The 23,443-nt window shown below is 72.9% G+C and carries 18 protein-coding genes; 5 read left to right on the top strand and 13 right to left on the bottom strand.

Features of this window, described 5'->3' with window-relative positions; all coding sequences use genetic code 11:
- Window positions 1-7 precede the first annotated feature (7 nt).
- The 5 genes from ACFYYW_RS43480 to ACFYYW_RS43460 all read right to left on the bottom strand — a co-directional run bounded on the left by ACFYYW_RS43480 (window position 8) and on the right by ACFYYW_RS43460 (window position 7,596).
- Window positions 8-1,156, bottom strand: coding sequence for a hypothetical protein (locus ACFYYW_RS43480; RefSeq protein ID WP_387658960.1), 1,149 nt, complete (start codon window positions 1,154-1,156; stop codon window positions 8-10).
- 11 nt (window positions 1,157-1,167) lie between these two features.
- Window positions 1,168-3,516 (bottom strand): hypothetical protein, encoded by a 2,349-nt coding sequence (locus ACFYYW_RS43475; protein ID WP_387658958.1) that lies wholly within the window; start codon window positions 3,514-3,516, stop codon window positions 1,168-1,170.
- A 25-nt stretch (window positions 3,517-3,541) separates the two neighbouring features.
- Window positions 3,542-3,670, bottom strand: coding sequence for a hypothetical protein (locus ACFYYW_RS43470; RefSeq protein ID WP_387658955.1), 129 nt, complete (start codon window positions 3,668-3,670; stop codon window positions 3,542-3,544).
- Between the two features lie 66 nt (window positions 3,671-3,736).
- Window positions 3,737-6,673, bottom strand: coding sequence for a helix-turn-helix transcriptional regulator (locus ACFYYW_RS43465; protein WP_387658952.1), 2,937 nt, complete (start codon window positions 6,671-6,673; stop codon window positions 3,737-3,739).
- A 164-nt stretch (window positions 6,674-6,837) separates the two neighbouring features.
- The gene (locus ACFYYW_RS43460; protein WP_387658949.1) at window positions 6,838-7,596 is read right to left on the bottom strand and encodes an alpha/beta fold hydrolase; all 759 of its coding nucleotides are present in this window, start codon (window positions 7,594-7,596) and stop codon (window positions 6,838-6,840) included.
- Window positions 7,597-7,657: 61 nt separating this feature from the next.
- Here ACFYYW_RS43460 and ACFYYW_RS43455 point away from each other — a divergent pair, with 61 nt between their 5' ends.
- The gene (locus ACFYYW_RS43455; RefSeq protein ID WP_387658946.1) at window positions 7,658-8,215 is read left to right on the top strand and encodes a PadR family transcriptional regulator; all 558 of its coding nucleotides are present in this window, start codon (window positions 7,658-7,660) and stop codon (window positions 8,213-8,215) included.
- A 13-nt stretch (window positions 8,216-8,228) separates the two neighbouring features.
- Here ACFYYW_RS43455 and ACFYYW_RS43450 read toward each other — a convergent pair whose 3' ends face one another.
- The gene (locus ACFYYW_RS43450; RefSeq protein WP_352327468.1) at window positions 8,229-8,453 is read right to left on the bottom strand and encodes a 4-oxalocrotonate tautomerase family protein; all 225 of its coding nucleotides are present in this window, start codon (window positions 8,451-8,453) and stop codon (window positions 8,229-8,231) included.
- Window positions 8,454-8,617: 164 nt separating this feature from the next.
- On the opposite strand from ACFYYW_RS43450, the gene ACFYYW_RS43445 reads away from it, so the two are divergent.
- A complete protein-coding gene (locus ACFYYW_RS43445; RefSeq protein ID WP_387658943.1) occupies window positions 8,618-9,376 on the top strand; it encodes a beta-phosphoglucomutase family hydrolase in 759 nt (252 codons plus the stop codon).
- Complete coding sequence (locus ACFYYW_RS43440; protein ID WP_387658940.1) at window positions 9,373-11,751, top strand: glycoside hydrolase family 65 protein; 2,379 nt, start codon at window positions 9,373-9,375, stop codon at window positions 11,749-11,751. The genes ACFYYW_RS43445 and ACFYYW_RS43440 overlap by 4 nt, the downstream gene beginning before the upstream one ends.
- A 30-nt stretch (window positions 11,752-11,781) precedes the next feature.
- Here ACFYYW_RS43440 and ACFYYW_RS43435 read toward each other — a convergent pair whose 3' ends face one another.
- On the bottom strand, window positions 11,782-12,018 hold the full coding sequence (locus ACFYYW_RS43435; protein ID WP_352329212.1) for a DUF6289 family protein: 237 nt from the start codon (window positions 12,016-12,018) through the stop codon (window positions 11,782-11,784).
- A gap of 256 nt (window positions 12,019-12,274) precedes the next feature.
- Here ACFYYW_RS43435 and ACFYYW_RS43430 point away from each other — a divergent pair, with 256 nt between their 5' ends.
- Window positions 12,275-13,210, top strand: a complete 936-nt coding sequence (locus ACFYYW_RS43430) for a DUF2332 domain-containing protein (RefSeq protein ID WP_387658936.1) — start codon at window positions 12,275-12,277, stop codon at window positions 13,208-13,210.
- A gap of 15 nt (window positions 13,211-13,225) precedes the next feature.
- Here the strand turns inward: ACFYYW_RS43430 and ACFYYW_RS43425 are convergent, their stop codons facing one another.
- The 6 genes from ACFYYW_RS43425 to ACFYYW_RS43400 all read right to left on the bottom strand — a co-directional run bounded on the left by ACFYYW_RS43425 (window position 13,226) and on the right by ACFYYW_RS43400 (window position 21,272).
- Window positions 13,226-14,062, bottom strand: coding sequence for a serine protease (locus tag ACFYYW_RS43425; protein WP_387658933.1), 837 nt, complete (start codon window positions 14,060-14,062; stop codon window positions 13,226-13,228).
- Between the two features lie 30 nt (window positions 14,063-14,092).
- Window positions 14,093-15,655, bottom strand: a complete 1,563-nt coding sequence (locus ACFYYW_RS43420; protein ID WP_387658930.1) for an alpha/beta fold hydrolase — start codon at window positions 15,653-15,655, stop codon at window positions 14,093-14,095.
- 187 nt (window positions 15,656-15,842) lie between these two features.
- Window positions 15,843-16,826: an MBL fold metallo-hydrolase gene (locus ACFYYW_RS43415; RefSeq protein ID WP_364393835.1), complete on the bottom strand. Its 984-nt coding sequence runs from the start codon at window positions 16,824-16,826 to the stop codon at window positions 15,843-15,845.
- A gap of 2 nt (window positions 16,827-16,828) precedes the next feature.
- Window positions 16,829-17,245: an SRPBCC family protein gene (locus ACFYYW_RS43410; RefSeq protein WP_352331135.1), complete on the bottom strand. Its 417-nt coding sequence runs from the start codon at window positions 17,243-17,245 to the stop codon at window positions 16,829-16,831.
- Window positions 17,242-18,489 carry a M24 family metallopeptidase gene (locus ACFYYW_RS43405; protein WP_387658927.1) on the bottom strand — a complete coding sequence of 416 codons (1,248 nt, stop codon included), beginning with the start codon at window positions 18,487-18,489 and terminating at the stop codon, window positions 17,242-17,244. The genes ACFYYW_RS43410 and ACFYYW_RS43405 overlap by 4 nt, the downstream gene beginning before the upstream one ends.
- A 68-nt stretch (window positions 18,490-18,557) precedes the next feature.
- Complete coding sequence (locus tag ACFYYW_RS43400) at window positions 18,558-21,272, bottom strand: ATP-binding protein (RefSeq protein ID WP_387658924.1); 2,715 nt, start codon at window positions 21,270-21,272, stop codon at window positions 18,558-18,560.
- A gap of 635 nt (window positions 21,273-21,907) precedes the next feature.
- Here ACFYYW_RS43400 and ACFYYW_RS43395 point away from each other — a divergent pair.
- On the top strand, window positions 21,908-23,017 hold the full coding sequence (locus ACFYYW_RS43395; protein WP_387658921.1) for a hypothetical protein: 1,110 nt from the start codon (window positions 21,908-21,910) through the stop codon (window positions 23,015-23,017).
- Window positions 23,018-23,443 lie beyond the last annotated feature (426 nt).

Here is a 23,443-nt window from a genome sequence, read left to right as displayed (position 1 = left end):
GGCTCTCCTAGAAGGCGCCGATGCCGTCGGGGCTGCCGTAGCCGGTCGGGCCGTCGTAGCCGGGACGGGCGTTGCACAGCTCGGGCGCGGCGCAGGCGCCGGTCCTGCCCGCCGTGATGTCGAACAGGTGGCCCTTGCCCGCCTGCAGCTGCCTGCCCGGCGTGATCAGGTCGCCGTTGCCGGCCAGCGCGTACACCCCGGCCACCAGTGCGGCGGCGATCGGGGTGCCGCCGACCGCGACCCAGCCGCCGTAGGAGTAGCTGTCGTAGACGGCGACAGGCGTTCGCAGGTCCGCCACGGCGGCCGTGTCGGCGACGGTGCGCTTGGCGCCGCACGCCCCCTTCGGCTGCCAGGCGGGCCGCGTGACATAGACCGAGCAGCCCGACCCCGATCCGGACCAGGCGGTCTCGCCCCAGCCGCGCGCGCCGGCCTGACGGTACAGCGTGGTGCCGCCGACGGCCGTGACCGTCCCGTACGCCGCGGGCACGAGCTGCCTGCCCGTCCTGGCGGGGAATCCGCTGTCGCCGCTCGGCGCGGTGACGGGCACGCCGGGGTGCGCGTAATGGGCGGCGTGGGCGAGTTCGCCGGCGTACTCCGGCAGGCCGTACGGCGTGGTGACGACCGTGGCCCCCTGCCTGACGGCCTGGTCGACGGCCAGGCCGAGGTTCTCGGCGCCGGCGTCGTCGGCCTCGACCAGCAGCAGCCTGCAGTTGGGGCAGGCGGCCGCGGCGATGTCGAGCGCCGCGCTGCTGTTCAGCGACCAGTCCGGGTTCGTGCCCGGCGGCTCGTCGCCGCCGCGCTGGTTGACCTGACGGAAGCAGTCGAACTCCCCCTCGCAGGGCGGCAGCCCGTTCGCCTTGCGGTAGACGGCGAGATCGTTGCCCGCGTTCGGGTTGTGGTACGGCACGATGACCGCGATCGTCTGGCCGCCGCCCAGCCGCGCCGACGGCAGCCGGTAGGCCTGCTGCAGGTCGGCGGCCGAGAACGGCTGCGGCAGCCCGGCCGCCTTGGCCTCCGCCGCCGGACGGGCGGTCAGCAGGCAGCCGGCCGACCCGGCCCGCGCGGCCGGGCAGGAGCGCGCGGGATCGGCCTGCGCCGGAACGGCGGGCCCGGCGAGGAGCAGGGCGGCCGCGGCCGCCGCGATGAGTTTCACCATGATGAGCTCCTTCAGCTCGTCAGGCCGTAGGCGCGGACGACGGTCTGCTCGACGGCGTTGCCCTGCCGGTCGTGCGCCCTGACCCGCAGGGAGACGAACCCGCCGGAGTCCGGGTGCCGGATCGTGGCGGCGAACAGGCCGTCGGCCCGCCGGTGCGCCGTCAGCGGCTCGCTCCAGGTGGCGCCGTCGTCGTAGGAGACCGCGACGGTGGCCTCGACGCCCTTCGGCGCGGCCATGTGCTCCTGGCTCTCCACCGCGAACGCCACCTCGAACGGCCCGGCCTTCGCCTTCGACGCGGCGTCGAGCGGCAGGTCGTAACGGAGGAACAGCAGCGGCAGGAACGAGCACTCGCGCGTGGCGTCGGGCACGCACGACGCGCTCTTCGGCAGCTTGGCCCGCTGGTCGGCGGGACCCGAGCGGAACGTCCAGTCGGTCGTGACCGGCGTGCCGGCCAGCTCGGCGCGCTGGTCCTGCTTCCACACCAGCCGGTAGACGGCCGGCTCGGGCAACATCGGCAGGTCGGCCGCCTGGGCGCCGAGGTTGCCGGTGATGCGGTTGTCGGAGGTGAAGGCCAGCTCGCCGTCGCGGTAGAAGTCCAGGCCGGAGTGCTCGTCCCAGCTGTTGCCGGTCGAGTAGTGGCCCGGCGTCGCATCCGCGAACCGCTGCGGATAGATCATGCCCAGGTCTCCCTGGCGGCAGGCCACGCAGAGGGTCGCGAACGGGTCGTCGACGAGGGGCGAGTCGCCGCCGAAGCCGATGGTGGACTCCTGCCGGTAGGGCGCGGTGCGCGACGGCACGCCCGGCGCCTTGTTCCACACCTCGCGCACCACCGAACCCGGCCTGAGGGTGCGGCGCTGGTTGTAGTGCCGCGCGCCGTCGTCGGAGTTGAACGCGGTGTGCCAGACGGTGATGTCGGGGGAGCCGCTGAACAGGTAGTCGGTGCGCTCGCCCGGCAGCACGGCCGCGCCGACCCCGAGCGCGCTCTGCGTCCAGGGCAGGAAGACCTCGGGGAACAGCTCGAACCGGTCCTGCTGCCCGTACGGGCTGCGCACGATCGTGGAGCGGACGGTGGTCAGCTCCGCGTTCCGCACCCTGCGGGTCAGGCTCCCGGGCACGCCCTCGGCGTACGGGAGGACGAGCCGGTAGCTGGGCTTTCCGGGCGAACCGGACGCGGTCTCGGTCAGCTGGGTGTAGGCGGCGAAGCTGAAACTGCCCTTGCGCACCGGCCTGGTCGGCGTCGCGTACAGCGGCTGGCTGCCGAAGTCCGGGTTGGACACGATCCGGAACGCGACCAGTTGGAAGGCTCCGAGCCCCCACGCGTCCACCCCGGCCGAGTTGCCCGCCTCACTTTTCCTGACGAAGGCGAACATGTCCTGCCGGTACATGCCCTCGGTGGGCTGCTCCACCTCGACGTCGTACGGCACGGCGGTGCGGGCGTCCAGCGTGACCCGCACATCGCCGCCGACCCTGAACTCCGGCTGGACGACGAACGCCGCGCGGCTCGTCAGGTCGTCGGCCGGCCCGGTGAACACGCTCGCCTCGACGGCGTAGGTGCCCTCCGGCACGCTGAAGGCGACCTCGCCGGTCTCGCCGGGATAGTTGATCGTGTAGAAGCCGAGATCGGTGTCGTCGACGCTGTGCACGTAGGCGACGACCGCGCCGGGCTTGCCGTCCAGGTCGACGCCGTCGATCGACAGGGTGTGGTAGGCGCCGGCCGCCGCCTTCGCGGTCGCGGGCCGCTGGAACGGTGAGGGCGGCGCGTCGTCCGGCGCGCTGATGCGCGCGACGCCGGCCGGCGTCCCGCCGCGGCCCGCGCGCCACTCCTCGGCGAGCACGCGGCCGAGGGCCGGAGCCTCGTCCGGGGTGATCGTGGCGCCCAGCGCGGCGAGCCGGCCCGTCGCGGCCCTGACCGGGACGGGCCGGTTGCCGGTCCTGGCCAGGTGGCTGACGTTGAACAGGCGCGGGTCGAGCAGCCGGTCCAGGAACGGCACGGCCGTGCTCGGGATGACGTACTGGTCGCCGTGCCAGCCGAACCTCAGGTAGGTGCCGCCGGCCTGCGCCGCGCCGGGGGACAGGACGGTGGTGCTCTGCCGGCCCTGCTCGTCCACGTCCAGGCGGACCTGCTCGCCGGTGACGAGGGTGACGGTGGTCCGGCGGGCAGGGGCCGCGGGCTGCTCCCGGGCGACGGCCGGGGCGTCCTCGTACGGGATGACCGGGCCGGCGGCCGGCACGCCGGTCGCTGTGCCGGTCAGTGTGCCGGTCGCCGCGCCGGCCGTCGAGCCGGTCAGGCCCAGTCCGGCGACCAGCGCCGCGGTCGTGCTGATCACCACCGCTCGTGAGCGCGGACTGAAGATGCTCATGCGGGCTCCTGTCCTCGGTGGGGGATCACGCCTCGACCCAGCCGTCGTCGTCGGCGGTGGTCACGGGGGCGTCGGCGGGGCTTTCGTGGTCGTCCGGGGCCGGGGCCGGCTCTGCGGCGTCCTCGGTCTCAGTGGGCTCGTCCGGGCTGTCCATGGGACAAGCGTGATGACAGTGGCACACACCCAGCTATGGGGAAAAATCCCCATTCGTGGGGATGGGTCAGGCGGATCCGCTCATGCGCTGCCCGAGCGCCGCCCGCGACCGCAGCCCAAGCTTGCGCAGCACCGCGCTCAGATGTTTGTCCACCGTCTTCGGCGACAGGAACAGCTCCTTGGCGATCTCCCTGTTGCTCAGCCCGGTCGCGGCCAGCTCGGCCACCTCGGCCTCGCGCGGCGACAACGCGTCACCGTAGCCGCGCGTGCCGCCCCGGTACCGGACGGGCCCCGCCACGCCGTGCCGCCTGGCCGTGCTCGCCGCCCGGTCGAGATCCCACCGTGCCCCCAGCTCCTCGAAGACCGCGATGGCGGCCCCCAGCAGCGCTCCGGCCCGCCCGGGATCGCCGCCGCCGCCCTCGCCCTCGCCGCCGCCCTTGCCGCGCTCGCCGTCGCCGCGCTCGCCCTCGCCGCCGCCGTCGAGCAGGGCGGTCGCGGCCAGCGCGCGGCACTGGGCCGCCTCGTACCGGCCGCCCAGCTCGTCGTAGGCGTGCGCGCCCGCCAGGAAGCGCTCCGGATCTCCCGTCACGAACCCCTGGGCGTGGGCCAGCGCCGCGGGCGCCAGCGGCGCGTCCAGCCCGTCCAGCTCCCGCTCCAGCTCCGCGCACAAAAGGCCGGCCTCGACCGTCCGGCCCGCCGCGACCAGCGCGCCCGCCAGGGCCGGCAGCGCGCGGACGGCCAGCGGCTGCAGCCCCTTGGCCCGCCAGCCCGCCAGCATCCCGACCAGCTCTTCGTCCGGCGGCTCACCCCGGACCGTGCCCAGGCGCAGCAACATCTCGACCGCCGGCGGCAGCGCGTCCACCGCGCCGACCTCCACGGCCCGCCCGACGGCCGCGCGGAGCCTGCGTGCCCCCTCCTCGATCTCACCCCGCGCCACGGCCAGGCAATGGGCGACCAGCTCGGCCGTGACGCGCTGGTGCGGTTGCTCGTCGAGCGCGTCCAGCAGCAGGGCGGTCTCGTCGGCCAGGCCCGTCCACTCCCCGCGGAAGTAGCGCAGCACCGCCAGGGAGGACCGGATGAGGTACTCCAGCCGCCGGCTGCTGTCGATCTTCAGCCCGCTGCGCAGCGCGGCGTCCAGCAGCCGCTCGCTCACCGCGTAATGGCCCGCGTAACAGGTCTCGTCGCCGACCGACCAGAACGCGACGACCTCCCGCCGGGACTCCGGACGGCCGCCGGCCAGCCGGGTCATCCGCTCGATCAGCGACGTCCAGCGCGGGTCGCCGATGGTGGTGAGCACCATCGCCACCTTGCCGAGCACCGACAGCTGCAGCGACGGGCTGCCGCCGAGCCGTTCGGCGGTCTCCAGCGCGCGGTCCAGCCAGTAGACGTGCTCGGCCGGCGACACCCCGGCCGAGGTCGGCACGCCCAGCCCGACCATCGCCCAGGCCGCCAGCTCCGGACGGTCGCCGAGGTGGCGCACCGCCGTGGCGAACTGCTCCCGCCGCAGTTCCGGGGCGGCGCCCGCCCTCTCCAGGAGCAGGCCGTACAGGAAGTGCAGCTCGCCGCGCACGCCCGGCGCGAGGTCGCGGCGCAGCAGATCGTCCATCTGGCCGAAGCCGGGCTGGGCGTGCAGGCCCTGGACGGAGGCCCAGCCGAAGCGCACCGCCATGTCCTCCAGCAGCTTGCCTTCGGGCGGGGCCTCGCGCAGGACGTCGCCGAGGAGGCGGGCCGCCTCGCTGTCGTCGCCGTGCCGGCCCGCCTCGGCCGCGGCCCGGTCGGCCGCCCTGGCCCACTCCTCCATCATCCCGGCGTGCCGCAGGTGATGCGCGATCTGCCCGATCGGCACCGGCCGCAACCGCTCGACCGCCTCGGCCGCCCGCCCGTGCAGCACCTGACGCCGGGGCAGCGCGATGCTCTCGTACACCGCCTGCAGGGCCAGCATGTGCCGGAACCCCACACCCGCGGTGCGCGCCGAGCCGTCGGGGGCGCCGCGCGGGAGCGCGGTGTGCTCGCTCAGCAGCCCCGAACGCAGCGCCTCCTCCAGCCCGGCCAGCGCGTCCGCGCGCTCCAGGCCGCAGATCGCCACCAGCACCGGCACGGGCACCGGCACCTGCAGCACCGCGGCCGCCTCCACCACGGCCCGCGCCCCGGCGGGCAGCCGGCCCACCCGCTCCAGGACCGAGTCGCGCAGCGCCGTCGGGACGTTCAGCTCGTCGATGGCCTTACGCGCCCATCCGCGTCCGCGCCTGATCAGCGTCCCGCGCTCGCGCAGCAGCGCCACCATCTCCTGGATCGCGAAGGGCAGTCCCGACGTCCGCTCGCACAGATGGGCGGCGAACTCCTCCGACACCCCTTCCGACCCGAGGATCGCGGTCATCAGCTCCCGGGTCTCGGCCACGTCGAGCGGCTCCAGGCCCACCTGGGCCCGCGACACCGACGGTGCCGCCCGCGCCGCGATCGTCCTGGCGTCCAGCGCGACCTCCTCGCCCCGGAACGTCAGCACCACCGACAACCCCGGCGGCGGCTCGCCCATGAGGTAACCGAGGAAGGCCAGCGTCTGCTCGTCGGCCCAGTGCAGGTCCTCCAGCACCAGCACGACCTCGCCCAGAGAGCCCAGCAGCTCCGACAGCGCGCGGAAGATCCGGTGCCGCTCGGCCGCCCGCTCCTGCAGCGGCTCGGGGGCGGGCGGCAACTGTCCGGCCAGCTCCGGCAGCAGCGGCCGTAACGCGCCGGTGACGGGGGACAGCGTCCCGTTCGCGCCGATGCCGAGTCCGATGCCGCGCACGGCGTCGAGGAGCGGGCCGAGGGGGAACGGCTCCCGGATGTGCGCGCACCGCCCCAGGAACACCGGCCGGCCGGCCCGCGCGGCCAGCTCGGAGACCAGGCGGGTCTTGCCGATGCCCGCCTCACCCTCGACGACGGCCAGAGCGGGCGGATGGACGACGGCCGCCAGCAGCCGCTCCAGCTCCGCACTCCGGCCCACCAGCCCGATGTGACTCTTCATGTTCGAGCGCCATTCAAGCGCTTGTCAGCCCTTTTGTCACGGGTTGGATCGCGGGAATCGGTCACCCCAATTCCCGCGCACGCGGGGGTCAACAGGGTGGGGTCAGGCGCCCTTTCGCCAGACCTGCCGCCGACGGGATCCCGAGCACGGGAAACGTGGCCTGCTCACCGGCCGCTGAGCAACCCGCTCACCTCCCTGGCGAAACCGTCCACGTTGTCGATCATGATGTTGTGGCCGGTGTCCGGGACGGCGATCAGCCGTACCCCGGAGGCCGCCAGCTCGGCCGCCCCGCCGAGCTCGCCGTCCGACCCCGGGTAGAGGTAGGCGCGCGGGATCGGCAGCCTCCGCAGTCGTCCCCGCACGTCCGCGCGCGCCAGGTGGACCGCGCTGCGGTAGAGCGCCTCCCGTCCGGCGAGCCTCATCGTGGCCGCCCAGTGCGGCCCGACCCGGGTCAGCGTCTCCTCCCAGCCGTGCCGGACGAAGTCTGCCTCGGTGTAGGCGGCGATGCCCGAGCCGCCCGGCCGCGGGGCGGGTTCGGCCGGGTCCAGATTGGCGTCCACCAGCACCAGCTCGGCCACCAGCTCCGGATGCCGCTCGGCCAGGTGCACCGCGATCGTCCCGCCCATGCTGTGCGCGACCACCTGCGCCGCGCGCACGTCCGCCGCCCGCAACGCGGTCGCGAGCGCGTCCGCGTGCTCCTCCATGGTGTAGCCGAACGCGGTGGGCCGGTCGCTGGTGCCGAACCCCAGCAGGTCCACGAACAGGCTGCGGTGCCCGGCCAGCTCCGGCCGGCTCGCGGCCTCCAGGAAGTACGGCGCCGCCGCCGCGCCCAGCCCGTGCACGTAAACGCGGACCGGCTCCCGGCCGGCCGCCTCGGCCCAGCGGATGCGGCTCCCGTCCGGCAGCACCTGCGCGTCTCTCACAACCATCCCCTCCGAGATACCTAGATGTCGATGTACCACGACATCGAGATAGCATAGCGGGATGATTGAGCTGTCGATCCTGGGCTTCCTCTACGACGAACCGCTCCACGGGTACGAGCTGCGCAAACGCGTCGCCGCCCTGACCGGACACGTCCGGCCCATCGCCGACGGCACCCTCTACCCGGCGATCAAACGCCTGGAGCGCGACGGCCTGCTCCAACGCGACCTGCAGCCCGGCGCCCAGGCCGCCCCCAGACACGTGCTCACCCTCACCGCCGCCGGGCGCGCCGAGCTCCGGCGGCGGCTCGCCGACCCGGACGAGCCGTTCGTCACCGACGAGAACCGCTGGTTCACGATGCTGGCGTTCCTACGCCACCTCGACGACCCCGCGCTCCAGGCGGGTGTGCTGCGACGCAGACTGACCTTCCTCACCGAACCGGCCAGCTTCTTCTGGGACGGCGACCGCCCCCTGCGGGCCGCCGACTTCGACGACCCGTTCCGCAAGGGCCTGTTCACGATCGCCACCGCGACCAGCAGGACCGAGATCGCCTGGCTACGGGAGACCCTCGCCGCACTGGACGTCCAGAGCGCGGCACCGGAAGGAGGGGCGGACGCGTAGCGCCCGCAGGGCGTCAGCCGGGCCCGCCCGACGCCAGCGCCTGCACGTCGGCGGCCGTCACCGGCTGTCCCCCCACACCCCAGTCGCCGCTCTTGATCTCCTCGATCACGACCAAGGTCAGCGCACGCATGTGCTCACCCTCGATGGCGACGATCGTGTCGGTCAGCTTCCTGACCATCTCGGCCTTCTGGGTGGCGCTGAACACACCCTCGATCACCTTCACGTTGACGAGCGGCATGGGCTCCCCTTCCCCCGATGCGGCGCACCCATGGCACCTCACGCCGTCCAGCCGACATGCCCCTCGGCGACGTGGGCAAACGCCGCCCGGGCGCCGCGCGGATGAGGACCGAAGGCGGAGGGTATGCGCAGGTGGGAGCTGGTGTGAGGGGAAACGGGGGATCCATGCTGGGGCTGCCTGACGGGATTCGGGGGTGCCTGTTCGACATGGACGGCGTGCTGACGCGTACCGCCACCGTGCACGCCAGGGCGTGGAAGTCGATGTTCGACGACTTCCTGCGGGCCTGGAGCGAGCAGACCGGGGCCGCGTTCGTCCCCTTCGACGCGGGCGCCGACTACGACCGCTACGTCGACGGCAAGAAACGGGCGGACGGCGCGCGCAGCTTCCTCGACTCCCGAGGCATCAGCCTGCCCGAGGGGACACCGGACGACCCGCCCGGCACGATGACCGTGTCCGGCCTGTCCAACCGCAAGAACGCCCTGGTGCAGGCCATCATCGACCGGGACGGCGTGGAGGTGTTCCCCGGCTCCGTCCGCTACCTGGCCGCGGTCCGGGACGCGGGGCTGCGCCGCGCGGTGGTGTCCTCCAGCGCCAACACCGAGCAGGTCCTCGCCGCCGCCGGGCTCGCCGCGCAGTTCGAGGCCCGCATCGACGGCGTCGTGGCCCGGGACCGCGGGCTCGCCGGCAAGCCGGCCCCGGACATGTACCTGGCGGGCGCCGAGGCGCTGGGGCTGCGGGCGTCCGAGGCGGCGGTGTTCGAGGACGCCCTGGCCGGGGTCGCCGCCGGCCGGGCGGGCGGGTTCGGCCACGTCGTCGGCGTCGACCGGGCGGGGCAGGCGGAGGCGTTGCGCGACCACGGCGCCGACGTCGTGGTCACCGACCTGGCCGACCTGCTGGAGCCGCCGTCCCGGGAGGCCCGATGATCCGGCATCCGGCGTTCACCGTCGAGCCGTGGGCGGTCCGGGAGCGGCATCTCGACCTGCGGGTGCTGGCGCAGACCGAGTCGGTGTTCGCGCTGTCCAACGGCCATATCGGGCTGCGCGGCAACCTGGACGAGGGCGAGCCGCACGGGGCGCCGGGCACGTACCTCAACGGGTTCTACGAGGTGCGGCCGCTGCCGTACGCGGAGGCGGGCTACGGGTACCCGGAATCGGGACAGACCGTGGTGAACGTCACCAACGGCAAGGTGATCCGGCTGCTGGTCGGCGACGAGCCGTTCGACCTGCGGTACGGGACGCTCCACCAGCACGAACGGGTCCTCGACCTGCGCGCCGGCACCCTGACCCGCACGGCCCACTGGAGCTCCCCGACCGGGGCCCCGGTCCGGATCACCTCCACCCGGCTGGTGTCCTTCACCCACCGCGCGGTCGCCGCGATCCTGTACGAGGTCGAGGCCGTCGAGCGGCCGTTGCGCGTGGTCGTCCAGTCGGAGCTGATCGCCAACGAGACCCAGACCTACGAGAGCAGGGACCCGCGCGCCGCCGCGCCGTTGCACGCGCCGCTGGTCGCGGAGGAGAACCTGCCGAGCAGCGACGGAACGGCGATCATGGTCCACCGCACCCGGGCCAGCGGCCTGCGCGTGGCCGCCGGGATGTGCCACGAGATCGACGGGCCGGACGGCACCCGGATCGAGGCGCAGGGCACCGACGACATCAGCCGGCTGACCGTGGCCACCCGCCTGGCGCCCGGCCAGACGCTGCGACTGGTCAAGTTCTTCTCCTACGGATGGTCGGCGCAGCGCTCGCGGGCCGCGCTGCACGACCAGGTGGCCGCGGCGCTGGCCTCCGCCCGCCTGGACGGCTGGGACGGCCTGCACGCCGACCAGCGACGCTTCCTCGACGACTTCTGGGAAGGCGCGGACGTCGAGGTGGAGGGCGACGCCGAGGTGCAGCAGGCGGTGCGTTTCGGGCTGTTCCATCTGCTGCAGTCGGCCGCGCGCCTGGAGGAGCGCGCCATCCCGGCCAAGGGCCTGACCGGCTCCGGCTACGACGGGCACGCCTTCTGGGACACCGAGATCTTCGTGCTGCCGGTGCTCACCTACACCCATCCGGCGGCCGTCGCGGACGCGCTGTGCTGGCGGCGGGCCACGATCCCGCTCGCCCGCGAGCGCGCGCGGCAGCTCGGCCTGCACGGCACCGCCTTCCCCTGGCGGACCATCCACGGCGAGGAGTGCTCCGGCTACTGGCCCGCCGGAGCCGCGGCCTTCCACGTCAACGCCGACATCGCGCACGCGGCGATCCAGTACGTGGACGCCAGCCAGGACCTGTCGTTCGAACAGCGGACCGGCCTGCCGCTGCTGGTCGAGACGGCCCGGCTGTGGTGCGCCCTCGGCCACCACGACGCTGCCGGGCGCTACCGCATCGACGGGGTGACCGGCCCCGACGAGTACACCGCCGTGGTCGACGACAACGTGTACACGAACCTGATGGCCCAGCAGAACCTGCGCGCGGCGGCCGAGGCCGCGGACCGCCATCCGGGCCCGGCGGAACGGCTCCAGGTCACCGCCGAGGAGATCCGCCGCTGGCGGGACGCGGCGGAGGCGATGTCCGTGCCCTACGACGAGCGGCTCGGGGTCCACCCGCAGTGCGAGGGCTTCACCCAGCACGCGCTCTGGGACTTCGCGGCCACCGGGCCCGATCGGTATCCGCTGCTGCTGCACTTCCCGTACTTCGACCTCTACCGCAAGCAGGTGGTCAAGCAGGCGGACCTGGTGCTCGCCATGCACCTGCGCGGGGACGCCTTCACCCCGGAGCAGAAGTCCCGCAACTTCGCCTACTACGAGCCGCTGACCGTACGGGACTCGTCCCTGTCGGCCTGCACCCAGGCGGTGATCGCCGCCGAGGTGGGCCATCTGGAGCTCGCCTATCGCTATCTCGGCGAGGCGGCGCTGATGGACCTGGCGGACCTGGAGCGGAACACCATGGACGGCGTGCACATGGCCTCGCTGGCCGGGGCGTGGATCGCGCTCGTCTCGGGCTTCGGCGGGATGCGCGCGGGTCGGGGACGGATCTGCTTCGCCCCCTCACTCCCTCCCGGTATCACCCGGCTCGCCTTCCGGCTGCGCTACCGCGGCAGCCTGCTGAGCGTCGGCGTCACCCCGGAGGCGACGGTCTACCAGCTGCTGCGGGGGCCGTCGATCACGGTGACCCACCACGGCGAGCGGATCCTCCTGGACAGGACGGAGGTCACCCGGCCCAACCCGTCGCGACCGGCGCCGGAGCAGCAGGTCTGCCAGCCGCCCGGCCGCGAACCGGGCCCGCGCCGTCCCCGAGGCTCCGGCAGGAGGACGAGTGACTGAGGCTCCCCGGCCCCGTCCGGGGGCCCGCCGTCAGTTGCAGGGGCTGGAGGACCAGGTGACGTAACCGCTGAGCGTGCCCCAGGTCGAGACCGAACGGTCGCAGAACTGCGTCCTGACGCCCACCAGGTGGGTGCGCGCGGCGTCGGAGAAGTACTGGGTGTTGCACAGGTAGCCGACCGGGCAGGCAGGCAGGGCCTGCGCGGCGGCCGGGACGGTGGCGAGCGTGGCGGCGGCCAGGACCGCGACGGCCAGTACGCGACGGATCATGGATCGTCCTTCCTGATTCGCAGGGAAACGGTACGATGCGCACGAAATGATCCGTCGCGCGGGATGAAAACGCAAGGGGATCATCCGGCCCGTCCTGCTCAGCCTTCCCCCTGGCCGGCGAGCAGGTGACCGGCTCGGTACGCCGATGGACCACGCGCCGGCCGGCTCCCGCACACCCAGGACGACCGGGCCCGCAGCAGCCTGTAGGACACGCGCCCGGCCGAGTGCTGGAAAAGCTCCCTGCGATCATCGGAGCATGACGATCGCTGCGATCTACGCCGAGTTCGCCGCCCGCGAGGCGCACGGTGTGTCGCCCACGTACCAACGCCTGGCATCCGCGGTGACGCGGGATCTGGACCTCCTGGCTCTGCTCGCCGCGCTTCCGCCGGCCAAACGGCAGCCGAACCTGCTGTTCGGCGTGGTCCGGCTGCTCGGCGGGCCGGTCGACGATCCGGCCGCGTTCCACGACTACACGGTGGCGAACTGGCCCGTGATCGAGGCGGAGATGCGCACCCGGATCACCCAGACGAACGAGGCCGGACGATGCGCCGTCCTGCTGCCGGTGCTCAACGCGCTCCCGCAGCCGCTCGCGCTGCTGGAGGTCGGCGCGTCGGCCGGGCTGTGCCTCTACCCCGACCGGTACGGCTACCGCTACGGCGATCACCTGGTCGGCTCCGGTGACCCGGTCCTCGCCTGCACGGCCGCCGGCATGACGCCGCCGACCGGCCTGCCCCAGGTGGTGTGGCGGGCCGGCCTGGACCTGAACCCGCTCGACGTGACCGACCCGGCGGATCTGGCCTGGCTCGACGCCCTCATCTGGCCCGAGCACGCGCACCGCCGGGCCAGGCTGCGGGCGGCCGCGGCCGTCGTCGCAGCCGACCCGCCGCTGCTCGTACGGGGCGATCTGGTGGACGACCTGCCGGCCCTGGCCGCGCAGTCCCCGCCCGACGCGACGCTGGTGGTGTTCCACAGCTCGGTGCTGTACCACGTGCCGATGCCGCGACGGATGGCCTTCGCCGAGACGGTACGCGGGCTCCCCGGACACTGGATCTCGAACGAGACCCCCGACGTGCTGCCCTACGACCCGCTCCCGACGCCGCCGGACGAGGCGAACCACCACGTGCTCGCGCTGGACGGGCGGCCGCTGGCCTGGACCCGATCGCACGGCCAGGAGATCACCTGGTTCACGTGATGCGAGGAGACGGCCTCACCTCGCGGAGAGCCGCGGGTCCGGCCTGGGCAGCAGGCAGCCGGGGCGCTCCAGGTCGAGCCGGTTCCCCGCGCTGACGCAGGTGGCGAGCCAGTACGTCTGGGTCCCGTAGGCGATGCCCTTGCGCACGCTGATGACGCCGTCGCGGTTCATCTCGCACGGGTTGTCCAGCGTGCATCGGCCGCCGTCGTGGTTGCTGGTGTTGTTGATGCCGACGACCTTGCCGCTCCTGGCGTCGACGATCGGGGATCCCGAGGTGCCGTGGCCGGTGTCGCACTTCCGCGTGTAACGGATGACGTCCTTGGTCACGTTGCCCACCTCCAGCACCCGGTGGACCAGCGTGTCGATCTCGCACGAGAAGACCTTCTTCATGCTTCCGGAGACCACCCGGATGTCCGTGCCCGGCGCGGGACGCTCGGCCGACACCGTGAGCGGCCGGACGCGGTAGGCCCGCTCCAACTGCCGGTAGGTCAGGTCCAGCTGGTACAACGCGACGTCGGTGCCGGTCAGGGTCACATAGACCGCTCTGGCCACGTGCAGGGTGGCCACCGGCTCGCCGGCGCCGTCGAGCAGGTCGACCACGCGGTGGGACGGCTGGTCCACCAGCACCTCGTCCGGCACCGGCCAGGTGCCCTCGTAGCAGTGCCCGTTGGTCAGGACGAAGGCCCGGTCGTCGGCCGCGCTGGCCGGCATCCGCACCAGCGATCCCGAGCAACCGTCCACGTTGACGGCGCCCGCCAGGTCCGCGGTCGCCGCCCGCGCGGGGAGGGCCGGCAGGCTGAGGCCGAGGAGGGCGGCGCCCAGTGCCGCGCCGATTCGCCGAAACACACGCATCTCATGTCCGTTCATGGGAGGGGACCGCGGTCAGCGCGTACCGGGGCAGGTGCCCGCGACGGTACGGCCGGTGCGGAAGAAGTCGATCACCTTCGCGGCGCAGGGCAGCCGGCGCAGCGAGGCGTGCGCGTCGTCCTGAACCGTCAGCAAAGCACCGCCGGTGGCCTTCGCCGTGTCCACCGCCCAGGCGTACGGCGTGGTGTCCTCGTCGGCGTGGCCGGACAGTTGCAGCGGGCTGGTTCCCCTGACCGGCTTCCACGGGCGCGCGGCCCACGGCCATTCCCCGCACCAGCCGCTGCGCTCGAAATAGCCGCCGGTCGCGGGGAAGGCGGCCCGCCGAGCCTGCGCGGCCGCCCACATCTGCTCGAAATCGCGGCCGCCGACACCTTCGTTGCAGAAGATCGCCTGGTACTGGATCAGGTTCAGGCCCAGCGGGGTCTCGTCGAACCCGAACACCTTCGCGGCCTCCGGAGCGGGACGCGCCGACAGCGGGACCCCGCCTTCGCGGACGGTGGCGAGATCCCTCGCGGCGGAGATCCAGCTGCTGGGCCCGCCTCCCAGCTGCTGCCTGACCCACTCGCCGTCGAGCACTGTGTTCGCGTCCACCCGACGCGGTGCCCGGCGAAGCTCGTCGTGCAGCGTGAGGATGGTCCGGCGGACCACGGCGTCGGTCGTCCCGAAGTGGAACTCGCTGTCGTGCCGCGCCAGCCATGGAACGAAGGCGTTGAAGCGCTTCTCGTTGAGCGCGTCCGTCGTGGCGTCCATGGCGGCCAGGTCGATGACGGGGGGCATCACCGAATCCAGCCACATCGCGTTCACCCGGTTGTCGAACAGCGACCGGTAGTTCGCGCCCACCGCGGTGCCGTAGGACACCCCGTAGAAGTTGATCTTCGATTCGCCGAGGGCCGCGCGGATCGAATCCACGTCACGCGCTATGTTCGTGGTGGTCAACTGCTGGACGAAGGCCGGATCCTTGGCGGCGCACCGCTTGTTGTACGCGGCCGTCTCGGCGAACCCGGCCTTCGCCGCCTCCTTGGGGGAGGTGCTGGACGGCGACTCCCGGCTCTTGGCGGACGCGGCGGGCGACGGTTCCTCCGCGGTGCACTTGATCTTGTCGCTGTAGCCCACGCCCCGGGGATCGAACCCGATCAGGTCATGGTCGACGGCCAGCGCGCCGAGCCTGCTCGGGGCGTACGTCGCCGGCGCGTCGATGTTGCTGATGCCGGGACCGCCGGGACTGATGACCAGCACACCACGGCGCTTGCCAGGGTCGGCGGCCTTGATCCTGCTCACGGCGATCTTGATCTTGCGGCCCTGCGGGTTCGCGTAGTCCAGGGGAACCGTCAGCAAGGAGCATTCGGTCCTGGTGTCGTTCTCGACGGGCCAGTCCTTGGCCGTCTTGGCGCATGCACGCCACGTCAGAGGGTCTTCGCCGGTGCGAGCCTCGGCCGCGCCGGCGGCTGCGAGGCTCGCCAGGCCGACCAGGCACGCGACCGCCACGCGCGCCGGACGAGTGCCTGGGATTTCACGGGTGCTGAACATGGTCGCATCTTTCGACGGTCCTGCCCGCACACCTGCAAGCGCGCGGGGCACGCCGTCAGGCGTACGTCGCCCACCCTGAAGGGCCCAGGTTCCCGCCCCGTCGCGACCCCGTATCGGCGACCACGCGGCCACGTATCCGCTGTGTATCCACGCAACTGCCGCAGCCGCCATCCGTACGGGGGAAAGGCCGTGGCCGGCTCCGGCCGGCCACCAGCATCACCCTCGTCGGGGTCGTTCCCTACCCGGCGGATGCCTCCATCGTGTAGAGCCGGTAGGTGGTCAGGATGTTGAGTCTGTGCAGGTTGCGGCACAGGTGCAGCATCGCGTCCTGAGCCTGGGGCGGCCCGAGGGCGGAGGCGAGCGCCGGGTCGAGGCGTTCGGCCCACGGATCTGTGCAGGTCCGTGTGGTCTCCTCCAAGGTGCGGCCCTGCCGCGTCGCGGTGTGGACCTCCTCGTGGAGCCGTTCGAGGTAGGAGATCAGGGCGTCGATGGCCCGGTGGCCGTCGCCGGCGGGGCCGTGGCCGGGCACGATGGTCCGCATCTCGGGCAGCGCCGCCTTCATGGCACGCAGGGTGGCGAGGTACGGCGCGGGCCCGCCCTGCAGCAGCATGTGGGCGATGCCGGCGTGGCACAGCAGGTTGCCGGTCCACGCCGTCCTGACGTCGGGCACGTGGACCACGGTGTCGCCGGGGCCGTTGCCGGGCCCGAAGTGCCACAGCTCGACCGTCCGGCCGCCCAGGTCGACCTCGGCGAAGGAGTCGAAGACGACATCGGGAAGTCGCCAGGTGGTCACCGCGTCGAAGAGAGCCTCGTCGCCGTACATATTGCCCGATCTGACCTGCTTCTCGAAGCCGAGGTCGGACATGTTGTCGCGGTTGGCGCGAGAGGAGATGATCACGGTGTCGGCGGGGAAGGCCATGTTCCCGAACGTGTGATCACCGTGGTAGGTCGTGTTGACCAGGTAGCGCAGCGGCCGGTCGGTCAGCTCGGCGGCCAGCGACTGGATCGTGCGCGAGACGTCAGGGGTGATGCCGGCGTCGACCACGAGCGCGGCGTCTCGTCCGGCGATGAGCCCGTTGTTGTCCTTGGGCGCCGGGACGGCCATCAGCGCGTGGACGCCGTCGGCGAGTCGCCTCGGGACGAGCTCCAGACCGACCGGCGACAGGTTGGGCCCGTTGTAGGCCGCGGGCCGCTCGGCGATCTCCCGCTCGGGGATGTGCATGCTCACAGCAGCGTCCCCAAGCGCTCGAAGAGCTGCGGCACCTGCTTGCCGAGCTGGGCGCGCACCAGGTGCTCGGCCATCTTCGGCACCCCCTCCAGCTCCAGCCGGAACTCCACCCGGCAGCCGCCGTCGACGTCGCTGACCCGGTACGCCTGGCTCACCCCCGGCTTGGCCTGCGGCGGGGTGTGCAGCGTGAGCGATTCACCCGGCACGTAGTCGGTGACCGTCAGGCCGATCTCGGTGCGGCGGCCCATCACCTTGCGTACCTGCTCGACGTGGACGCCGTCGCGCAGCGGCCCGTCCGCCCGCGACTCCAGGACGTCGGCCTGCCATTCGGGGAAACGCGCGGGGTCGGACAGGACGGCGAAGACGGCGGCGGCGGGCCGCGCGTACGTCGTGGTGTGGTCGATGGTGATCACGGCCGGCTCCTCAGCAGCTGTGCGGTCAGCGGGTTCAGTTCGACGGGGTCGTCCTCGCCGATGACGACGGTGCCGCCCAGGTTGGTCAGGCGGTCGCCGATGACGGCGTTGGGTTCGAAGGCGAAGGTCATGCCGGGGGCGAGGGGCAGTTCGCCGCCCATCGTGGGCACCTCGAACAGCCGTCCGTAGCGGGCGGCCTCGGGCAGGCGGCGAAGCCCGGCGCCGAACCCGCACACCGGCCCCATGGGGTTGAGCGTGTGCACCAGCGGGTGCACGTTCCAGGCCCCGGCCTCCTCCAGCGGCGCGCGCATGGCCTCGACCAGGTCGCCGAAGGTGTTGCCGGGACGGGCGGCGGCCAGCCCGGCCTCGTAGGCGGCGCGGGCGACCTTGGCGCCCACCTCGATGTCGGGATGGACCTCGCCGACGGCGATGGCGACCTGGTGCTGGGTCTCCTTCATGCCGAACCGGCAGAACACCTCCGCCATGATCACGTCGCCGTCCTCGATGACGCGCGGCGCCTGCGGCCGGTAGGACCAGGCCGGCGGGCCCCAGGAGACGAACCCGGGCCCGGAGGAGATCAGCATGTCAGGAGCCGCCAGCCCGCGGCGGAAAGCGGCCGCCATGCCCGCGGCGTACACGTCGGCCTCGCTCACGCCCGGCCGGGCCGCCTCGACCATCGCCCCGGCCATGGCGTCGCCCGTGGCGGCGGAGTGGCGGACGACGGCCAGCTCCTCTTCCGACTGGCAGATGGTGGCGAACAGATAGCTGAGCCCGACCGGCTGGAACTCCACGCCGGGCAACTCGGCCAGCACCTGGTTCCACAGGCCGTGCGGCATGATCGGGTTGATGTGGAAGGGCGGGTAGGGGTCCAGACCGAGCACGCCGACCTTCCCGCTCTCCAGGCGGTGCTCGCGCAGGACCTCCACCACCCCGGCCGCGTGCTTGGCGACGCGGATGCGCTCGGGCGGGATCCACAGCTCCTCGCCGCGGCGCAGCGCCTGGATGTGGTCGGCGACCGGCAGGGTCGACCAGGTCAGCTCGATCGGGTCGGCGTCACGGCAGAAGATGACGATCGCGCCGGGACGGTCGTTGGTGAAGTAGACATCCGGCGCGAAGGGCGCGAGGTCCGCGCACTCGTGCTCGCCGTAGGCGATGAGCGCCTGCACGCCCTCGGCTTCCATGATCTCCCGTGCGAGTGACCAGCGGCGGTCGCGCTCGGCGAGGGAGTAGGTGGGAACGTTCATGGAGGAGACGCTAGGAACGGCCGCCCTGACGTCGCTTCCGTCATCCTGCTGGAGCCGCCGCGGCCCGCTTAGGTCATCGGGCCCAGCATGGCCAGTTCACCGCGCGAGGAGACGCCCAGCTTGGGGAAGGCTTTGTACAGGTGGTAGGCGACCGTGCGCGGGCTGAGGAACAACTGGGCGCCGATCTCCCGGTTCGACGCGCCGGTGACGGCCAGCCGTACCACTTGGAGCTCTTGCGGGGTGAGCGTGGCCAGCGGGTCGTCGGCCTTGACGCGACGGGCCGGCGAGGCGCCGGTGGCGCGCAGTTCCCCGGCCGCGCGGGCGGACCACGGGGAGGCGTCCAGCCGGTCGAAGGCCTCCATCGCTGTCTCGAGCTGGACGCGGGCCTCAGCGCGCCGCCGCTGGCGGCGCAACCACTCGCCGTACACCAGGCGGGTCCTGGCCTGGTCGAAGGGCTGCTCGTGCCGGCCGTGCAGGACGAGCGCACGCTCGTAGAGGCCCCCGGCCTGCTCGTCGGAGGCCAGCAGGGCTCGTGCCCGATGCAGCACGGCGAGCGGACCGGGCTGCCCGACGCCCTCGGCCCAGGTCGCGTAGCGGCGCAGGACCGGCTCGGCGCGTCGCGGCGCGCCCGCCCTGACGGCCGCCTCGACGTAGTCCGGCCAGGCATACCTCCAGATGAACGCGTGCCGCGAGGCGCCCTCCGTCACCCTGTCCAGCCGGTCGAGCACCGCCTGGTTGCGACCCAGCCCGAGGTCGAGGATCACCCGCCCGTACTCGGCCCACGTGCCCGCCGGCAGCCAGGACCTGTCGTCGGCGTGCCGAAGGGCCTCGGCGGTGCACGCGGCCCACTCCTCCTCCATGCCCGCCACCCCGTACAGCCAGGCTTGGACGCCTCCCAGGTAGCCGCGCCAGAACGGCCGGCCGACGTCGGCGGCCAGGTTCAGCCCCTCGGCCACCATGGCACGCGCCGACCGGTGGCGCCCGTCGACCAGCTGGGCGATGGTGAGGAGCGTGATGGCCTGAGGGAGGCGGCCCAGACGCCCCTGCGCCCGGCACTCCTCGACCAGGGCGGTCGCGCCGGTGAGCATCTCCTCGCGTTCTGCGCGGACGATCGCGTGGTAGGTGATGACCATGCGAACCTCGAACGGCACGGCCGCCGGCTCGCCCATACCGTCGGGGAAGGCCGGTACGGGGGTGGTGTCCCCTTCCAGGATCATGCGGAAGCCACGGCTGATCGCGCGCACCGCGGCGGCGAGCCCGCCACCGTCGGGTGTCAGCTCCTCGGTGCGACGGGCCAGCGCGATCTGATCGGGGTGGGGCGCACTGGTCCAGGCGTAGAAGCCGGCGAGGCCGAGCAGCGAGAGCACCGTGGAGGGATCCGCCGTCTCGGCGCCTTCCTGCAGCAGCCGCACGGCCTCCAGCGGCCTGCCGGCCTCGAACGCGAGCTGTGCCCGCACGCGGGCGAGTTCGGCCAGGACCGATCGGTCCAGCGTCAACGAGCCCGCCTGCCGCAGCGCCGCCGCGACCAGCTCGGCCGCCCGCCGGCTCAGCCCCGCCTCGGCGGCCGCACCGGCGGCGGTCGTCCACCGGCGTACGGCGTGGGCGGGGTCGGCGGACAGCTCGGCCGCCCGCGCGTAGGCTGCCGAGACCGTCGCCTGCCCGCCGCGCTGCCGGGCGCGCAGCGCCAGGCTCTCCAGTTCACCGGCCACGTCCTCGTCGGGTCGCAGGGTGACGGCCGCCAGGTGCCAGGCGCGGCGGTCGTCGTCGACCGCATCCGCCAGGGCCCGGTGTGCGGCCATCCGGGCGGCGATGTCGCAGGCGAGCAGGACCGCTGTGCGTACCAGTGGGTGACGGAAGACGACACCGGCCGCGCTGACCTGGACCAGTCCGGCTCGCTCCGCCGGCGCGAAGTCCGCCAGCGAGGCGTCGAGCCGGCCGAGTGCGGCGGCGAGAACCTTCAGCTCGCCGCGGTCGTCCAGGGCCGCGGTGAGCAGGCAGGAACGAGTGGCGGCGGGGAGAGCGGCGATCCGGTCGCGGAAGCTCGCGAGCACCCGGTCCGTCACCGGCTCCACCGGCCCGAGGGAGAAGGCCAGAGGGGTGAAGGCGCCCGCACGTTGCTCGGGACTGAGCATGCGGGGCAGCTCGACCAGGGCCAGCGGGTTGCCCTGCGCCTCGGCGACGAGCTGATCGCGGACGGCGAGCGGCAGGTCCGCCGCCTGCTCGGCCAGCAGATGCCCCGCCGTGTCGGCGTCGAGCTTGTCCAGCCGGAGCTCGGGCAGCGCCCCGCCGGGGAAGGTCCCGCCGTCCTCCCGCGCCGAGAACAGAACGACGACGGGCTCGATGTGCAGGCGGCGGGCGGCGAACACCAGGGCGTCGGCGGATTCGCTGTCCAGCCACTGCGCGTCGTCGACCAGGCAGACCAGGGGTTCCTCCGCAGACAACTCCACGAGGAGGCTGAGGGTCGCCAGGCCGACGAGGAAGCGGTCTCCTCGGGTCGCCTCGCCGAGGCCGAGCGCGCCCAGCAACGCCTCCGCCTGCTGCGTGGGCAGCGCGCCGACGCCGTCGAGAACGGGGCGTAACAGCAGGTGCAGGGCGGCGAAGGGCAGCTCGGCCTCCGACTCGACCCCGGCGACTCGCAGCACGCGCCCGGGCGTCCGCCGGGCGGCGTACTCCAGCAGGGCCGTCTTGCCGATGCCCGCCTCGCCGCGCACCACCAGAGCGCCGCCCGGTCCATCGAGCATCTGGTCGATCCGGGCCTGTTCCGCCTGACGGCCGTGCAACATGAAGATCCTCAGCAGTCACGGCGCATCCACCCGATCGCCGGAGGTGCACGACCTTCCCCTGCGCCCAATCCGATCATATGGGGCTTCCGGCGGGCATAGTCTGACTTGCCGCTCGGCCCTGCGCGGTGACGGCGTTCGCCGCCACGCCATCTCGCCCGGCCCGGCGCAGCAGCGGATCGCCCGGATGGGGACGCTACAAAGGCGATCTTGACGACGATTCGGCGACGAGGGCTGTTTGCCCTGGAGGGGGCCCCGGCGGCGCTGGAGGTCGCCGCGGGGGTCAGGGCCTGGGGCGCCGCTTGCGCCGTCCCGCCCGCGAGCACCAGGGCGAACGTACCCGCCGCGACTGCGGTACCGAACTTTGCGATGGCCTTCATGTCATCTCCTCCGCTCGTGAATCCGCTGGAGGAGTGAAGCCAGGCCGGGCCTCGTTGAGGTCGTGTTGAGGATGGGTGAAGCGGTCTTCCCTGCCCTGGGCTGCTCAACCGGTCGTCCTGAGAGCAGCTGCACCACGGGCGGCCCCAGGCCGATGTCGGCGGCCTTGCCTGTACGCGCGACCCGACACAGTCGCATGTGTCGCGTCACGGTGGGTAGTCAGTGCCGGGATTCCGCCCGGCTACCGGCGAGGAGCGCCCATGGCCATCAGTGAGCCGCACCGGCCGCAGATCGTCGTCGGGCTCGTGGCGACCCCGCCGGACTATCCGGCGCAAGTGGTCACGCGGCTCGCTGCCGAGCTGGCCGAACGGCTCGCCGAGCAGGTGGACCCACACGTGCGGTGGATCGTCCGGGAAGACTGGGGTGACGTGGCTCCGCGCCGGGACGGCGGCGTCGAGGCGCTGCTCGACGATCTCGCCCGCCGGCGCGCCGACGCCCGGTGGGACGTCGCCATCTGCCTGACCGACCTGCCGCTGCACACCGAGCGGGTGCCGCTGGTCGCACACACGTCCGCCCGGCGCCGGGTCGCGGCGGTGTCCTTGCCCGCGCTGGGCCTGCGCCAGCTGCGAGCACTGCGCGCCGCCGTCCCGGCTCTCGTGGGCCGGCTGCTCGACGGCACTTCCGAGGAGCGGGTGCCGCCGGCCGGCCGGGCACCGGCCGAGCTGGACCGCCAGGTCGCCGCCGTTCACCGGGTGGTCGGCAAGGCCGAAACCGGGGAACTGGGCTACGTCGCCTCGCGGTGGGCCGGCCGGGTGCGGCTGCTGACCGGAATGATCCGGGCCAACCGCCCGGGGCGCGCCCTGCTGGGCCTGTCCAAACTCCTGGCCGGCGCCTTCGCCACGGCCGCATTCGCGCTCACCACCAACACCATCTGGGAAATGGGCGATGCGCTCGACGGACTCCGCCTCACCGTGATCATGCTTCTCGGGCTGACGGCGCTGGTGACCTGGCTGATCATCGCGCACGGCCTGTGGGAGAAACCGGACGGCAAGACACCGGCTGAGCTGGCCCGGCTGTTCAACCTGGGCACAATCCTCACTCTCACCCTGGCCGCCGCGACGTCCTATCTGGTGCTGTTCGCCGGAACGACACTCGCCGCGGCGTTGCTGATCGACACCTCCGTGCTGGAACAGAACCTGCAGCGGCCGGTCGATCTCACCGACTACCTGACGCTGGCCTGGATCATCAGCTCGCTGGCCACCGTCGGCGGCACGATCGGCTCCGGACTGGAGGACGAGGACACGGTGCGGGCCGCCGCCTACGGCTACCACCCCGAACCTGGCGGCTGGCGGGACGAACAGGACACGTGATTCCCGCACACGCCGGACGAGCCGGCGGCCAGGTAAGGCGGCATCTGTTCTGCCCTTCGTCCCACGACAGCGAGCCGGGCACAGGGAACCCGACAGCAGGCCCAAAGATCCAGACACGACGTCACCGTCCCGTTCCGGCCGAAATCTGGACATGCTTGCATATGGTCACCAATGGCTCACGAAGGGAGGAAGCTCGCATGTCCAAAGCTTTCCTTGCAACTGTGGCGGCAGCCGCGACCATGGCGGCTGGGCTCGTCGCCTTCACCGCGTCACCGGCGCAGGCCGACGCCGGCGATTGCGTGTCCTACCTGGAAGGCAAGGGATACGGCCCGAACGCACGGACAAGGGCGTCATGCGCGGTGGCCGCCAGCGGCGAGATCGGAGGCTGGCTCCAGTGCCGCGATTCCCTCAACAGAGCCGGGATCC

Source organism: Nonomuraea sp. NPDC001831 (assembly GCF_042892035.1).
Lineage (GTDB): Bacteria > Actinomycetota > Actinomycetes > Streptosporangiales > Streptosporangiaceae > Nonomuraea.
Note: the sequence above shows the minus strand (reverse complement) of the source record. Positions and strands in the feature narration are given on the sequence as shown.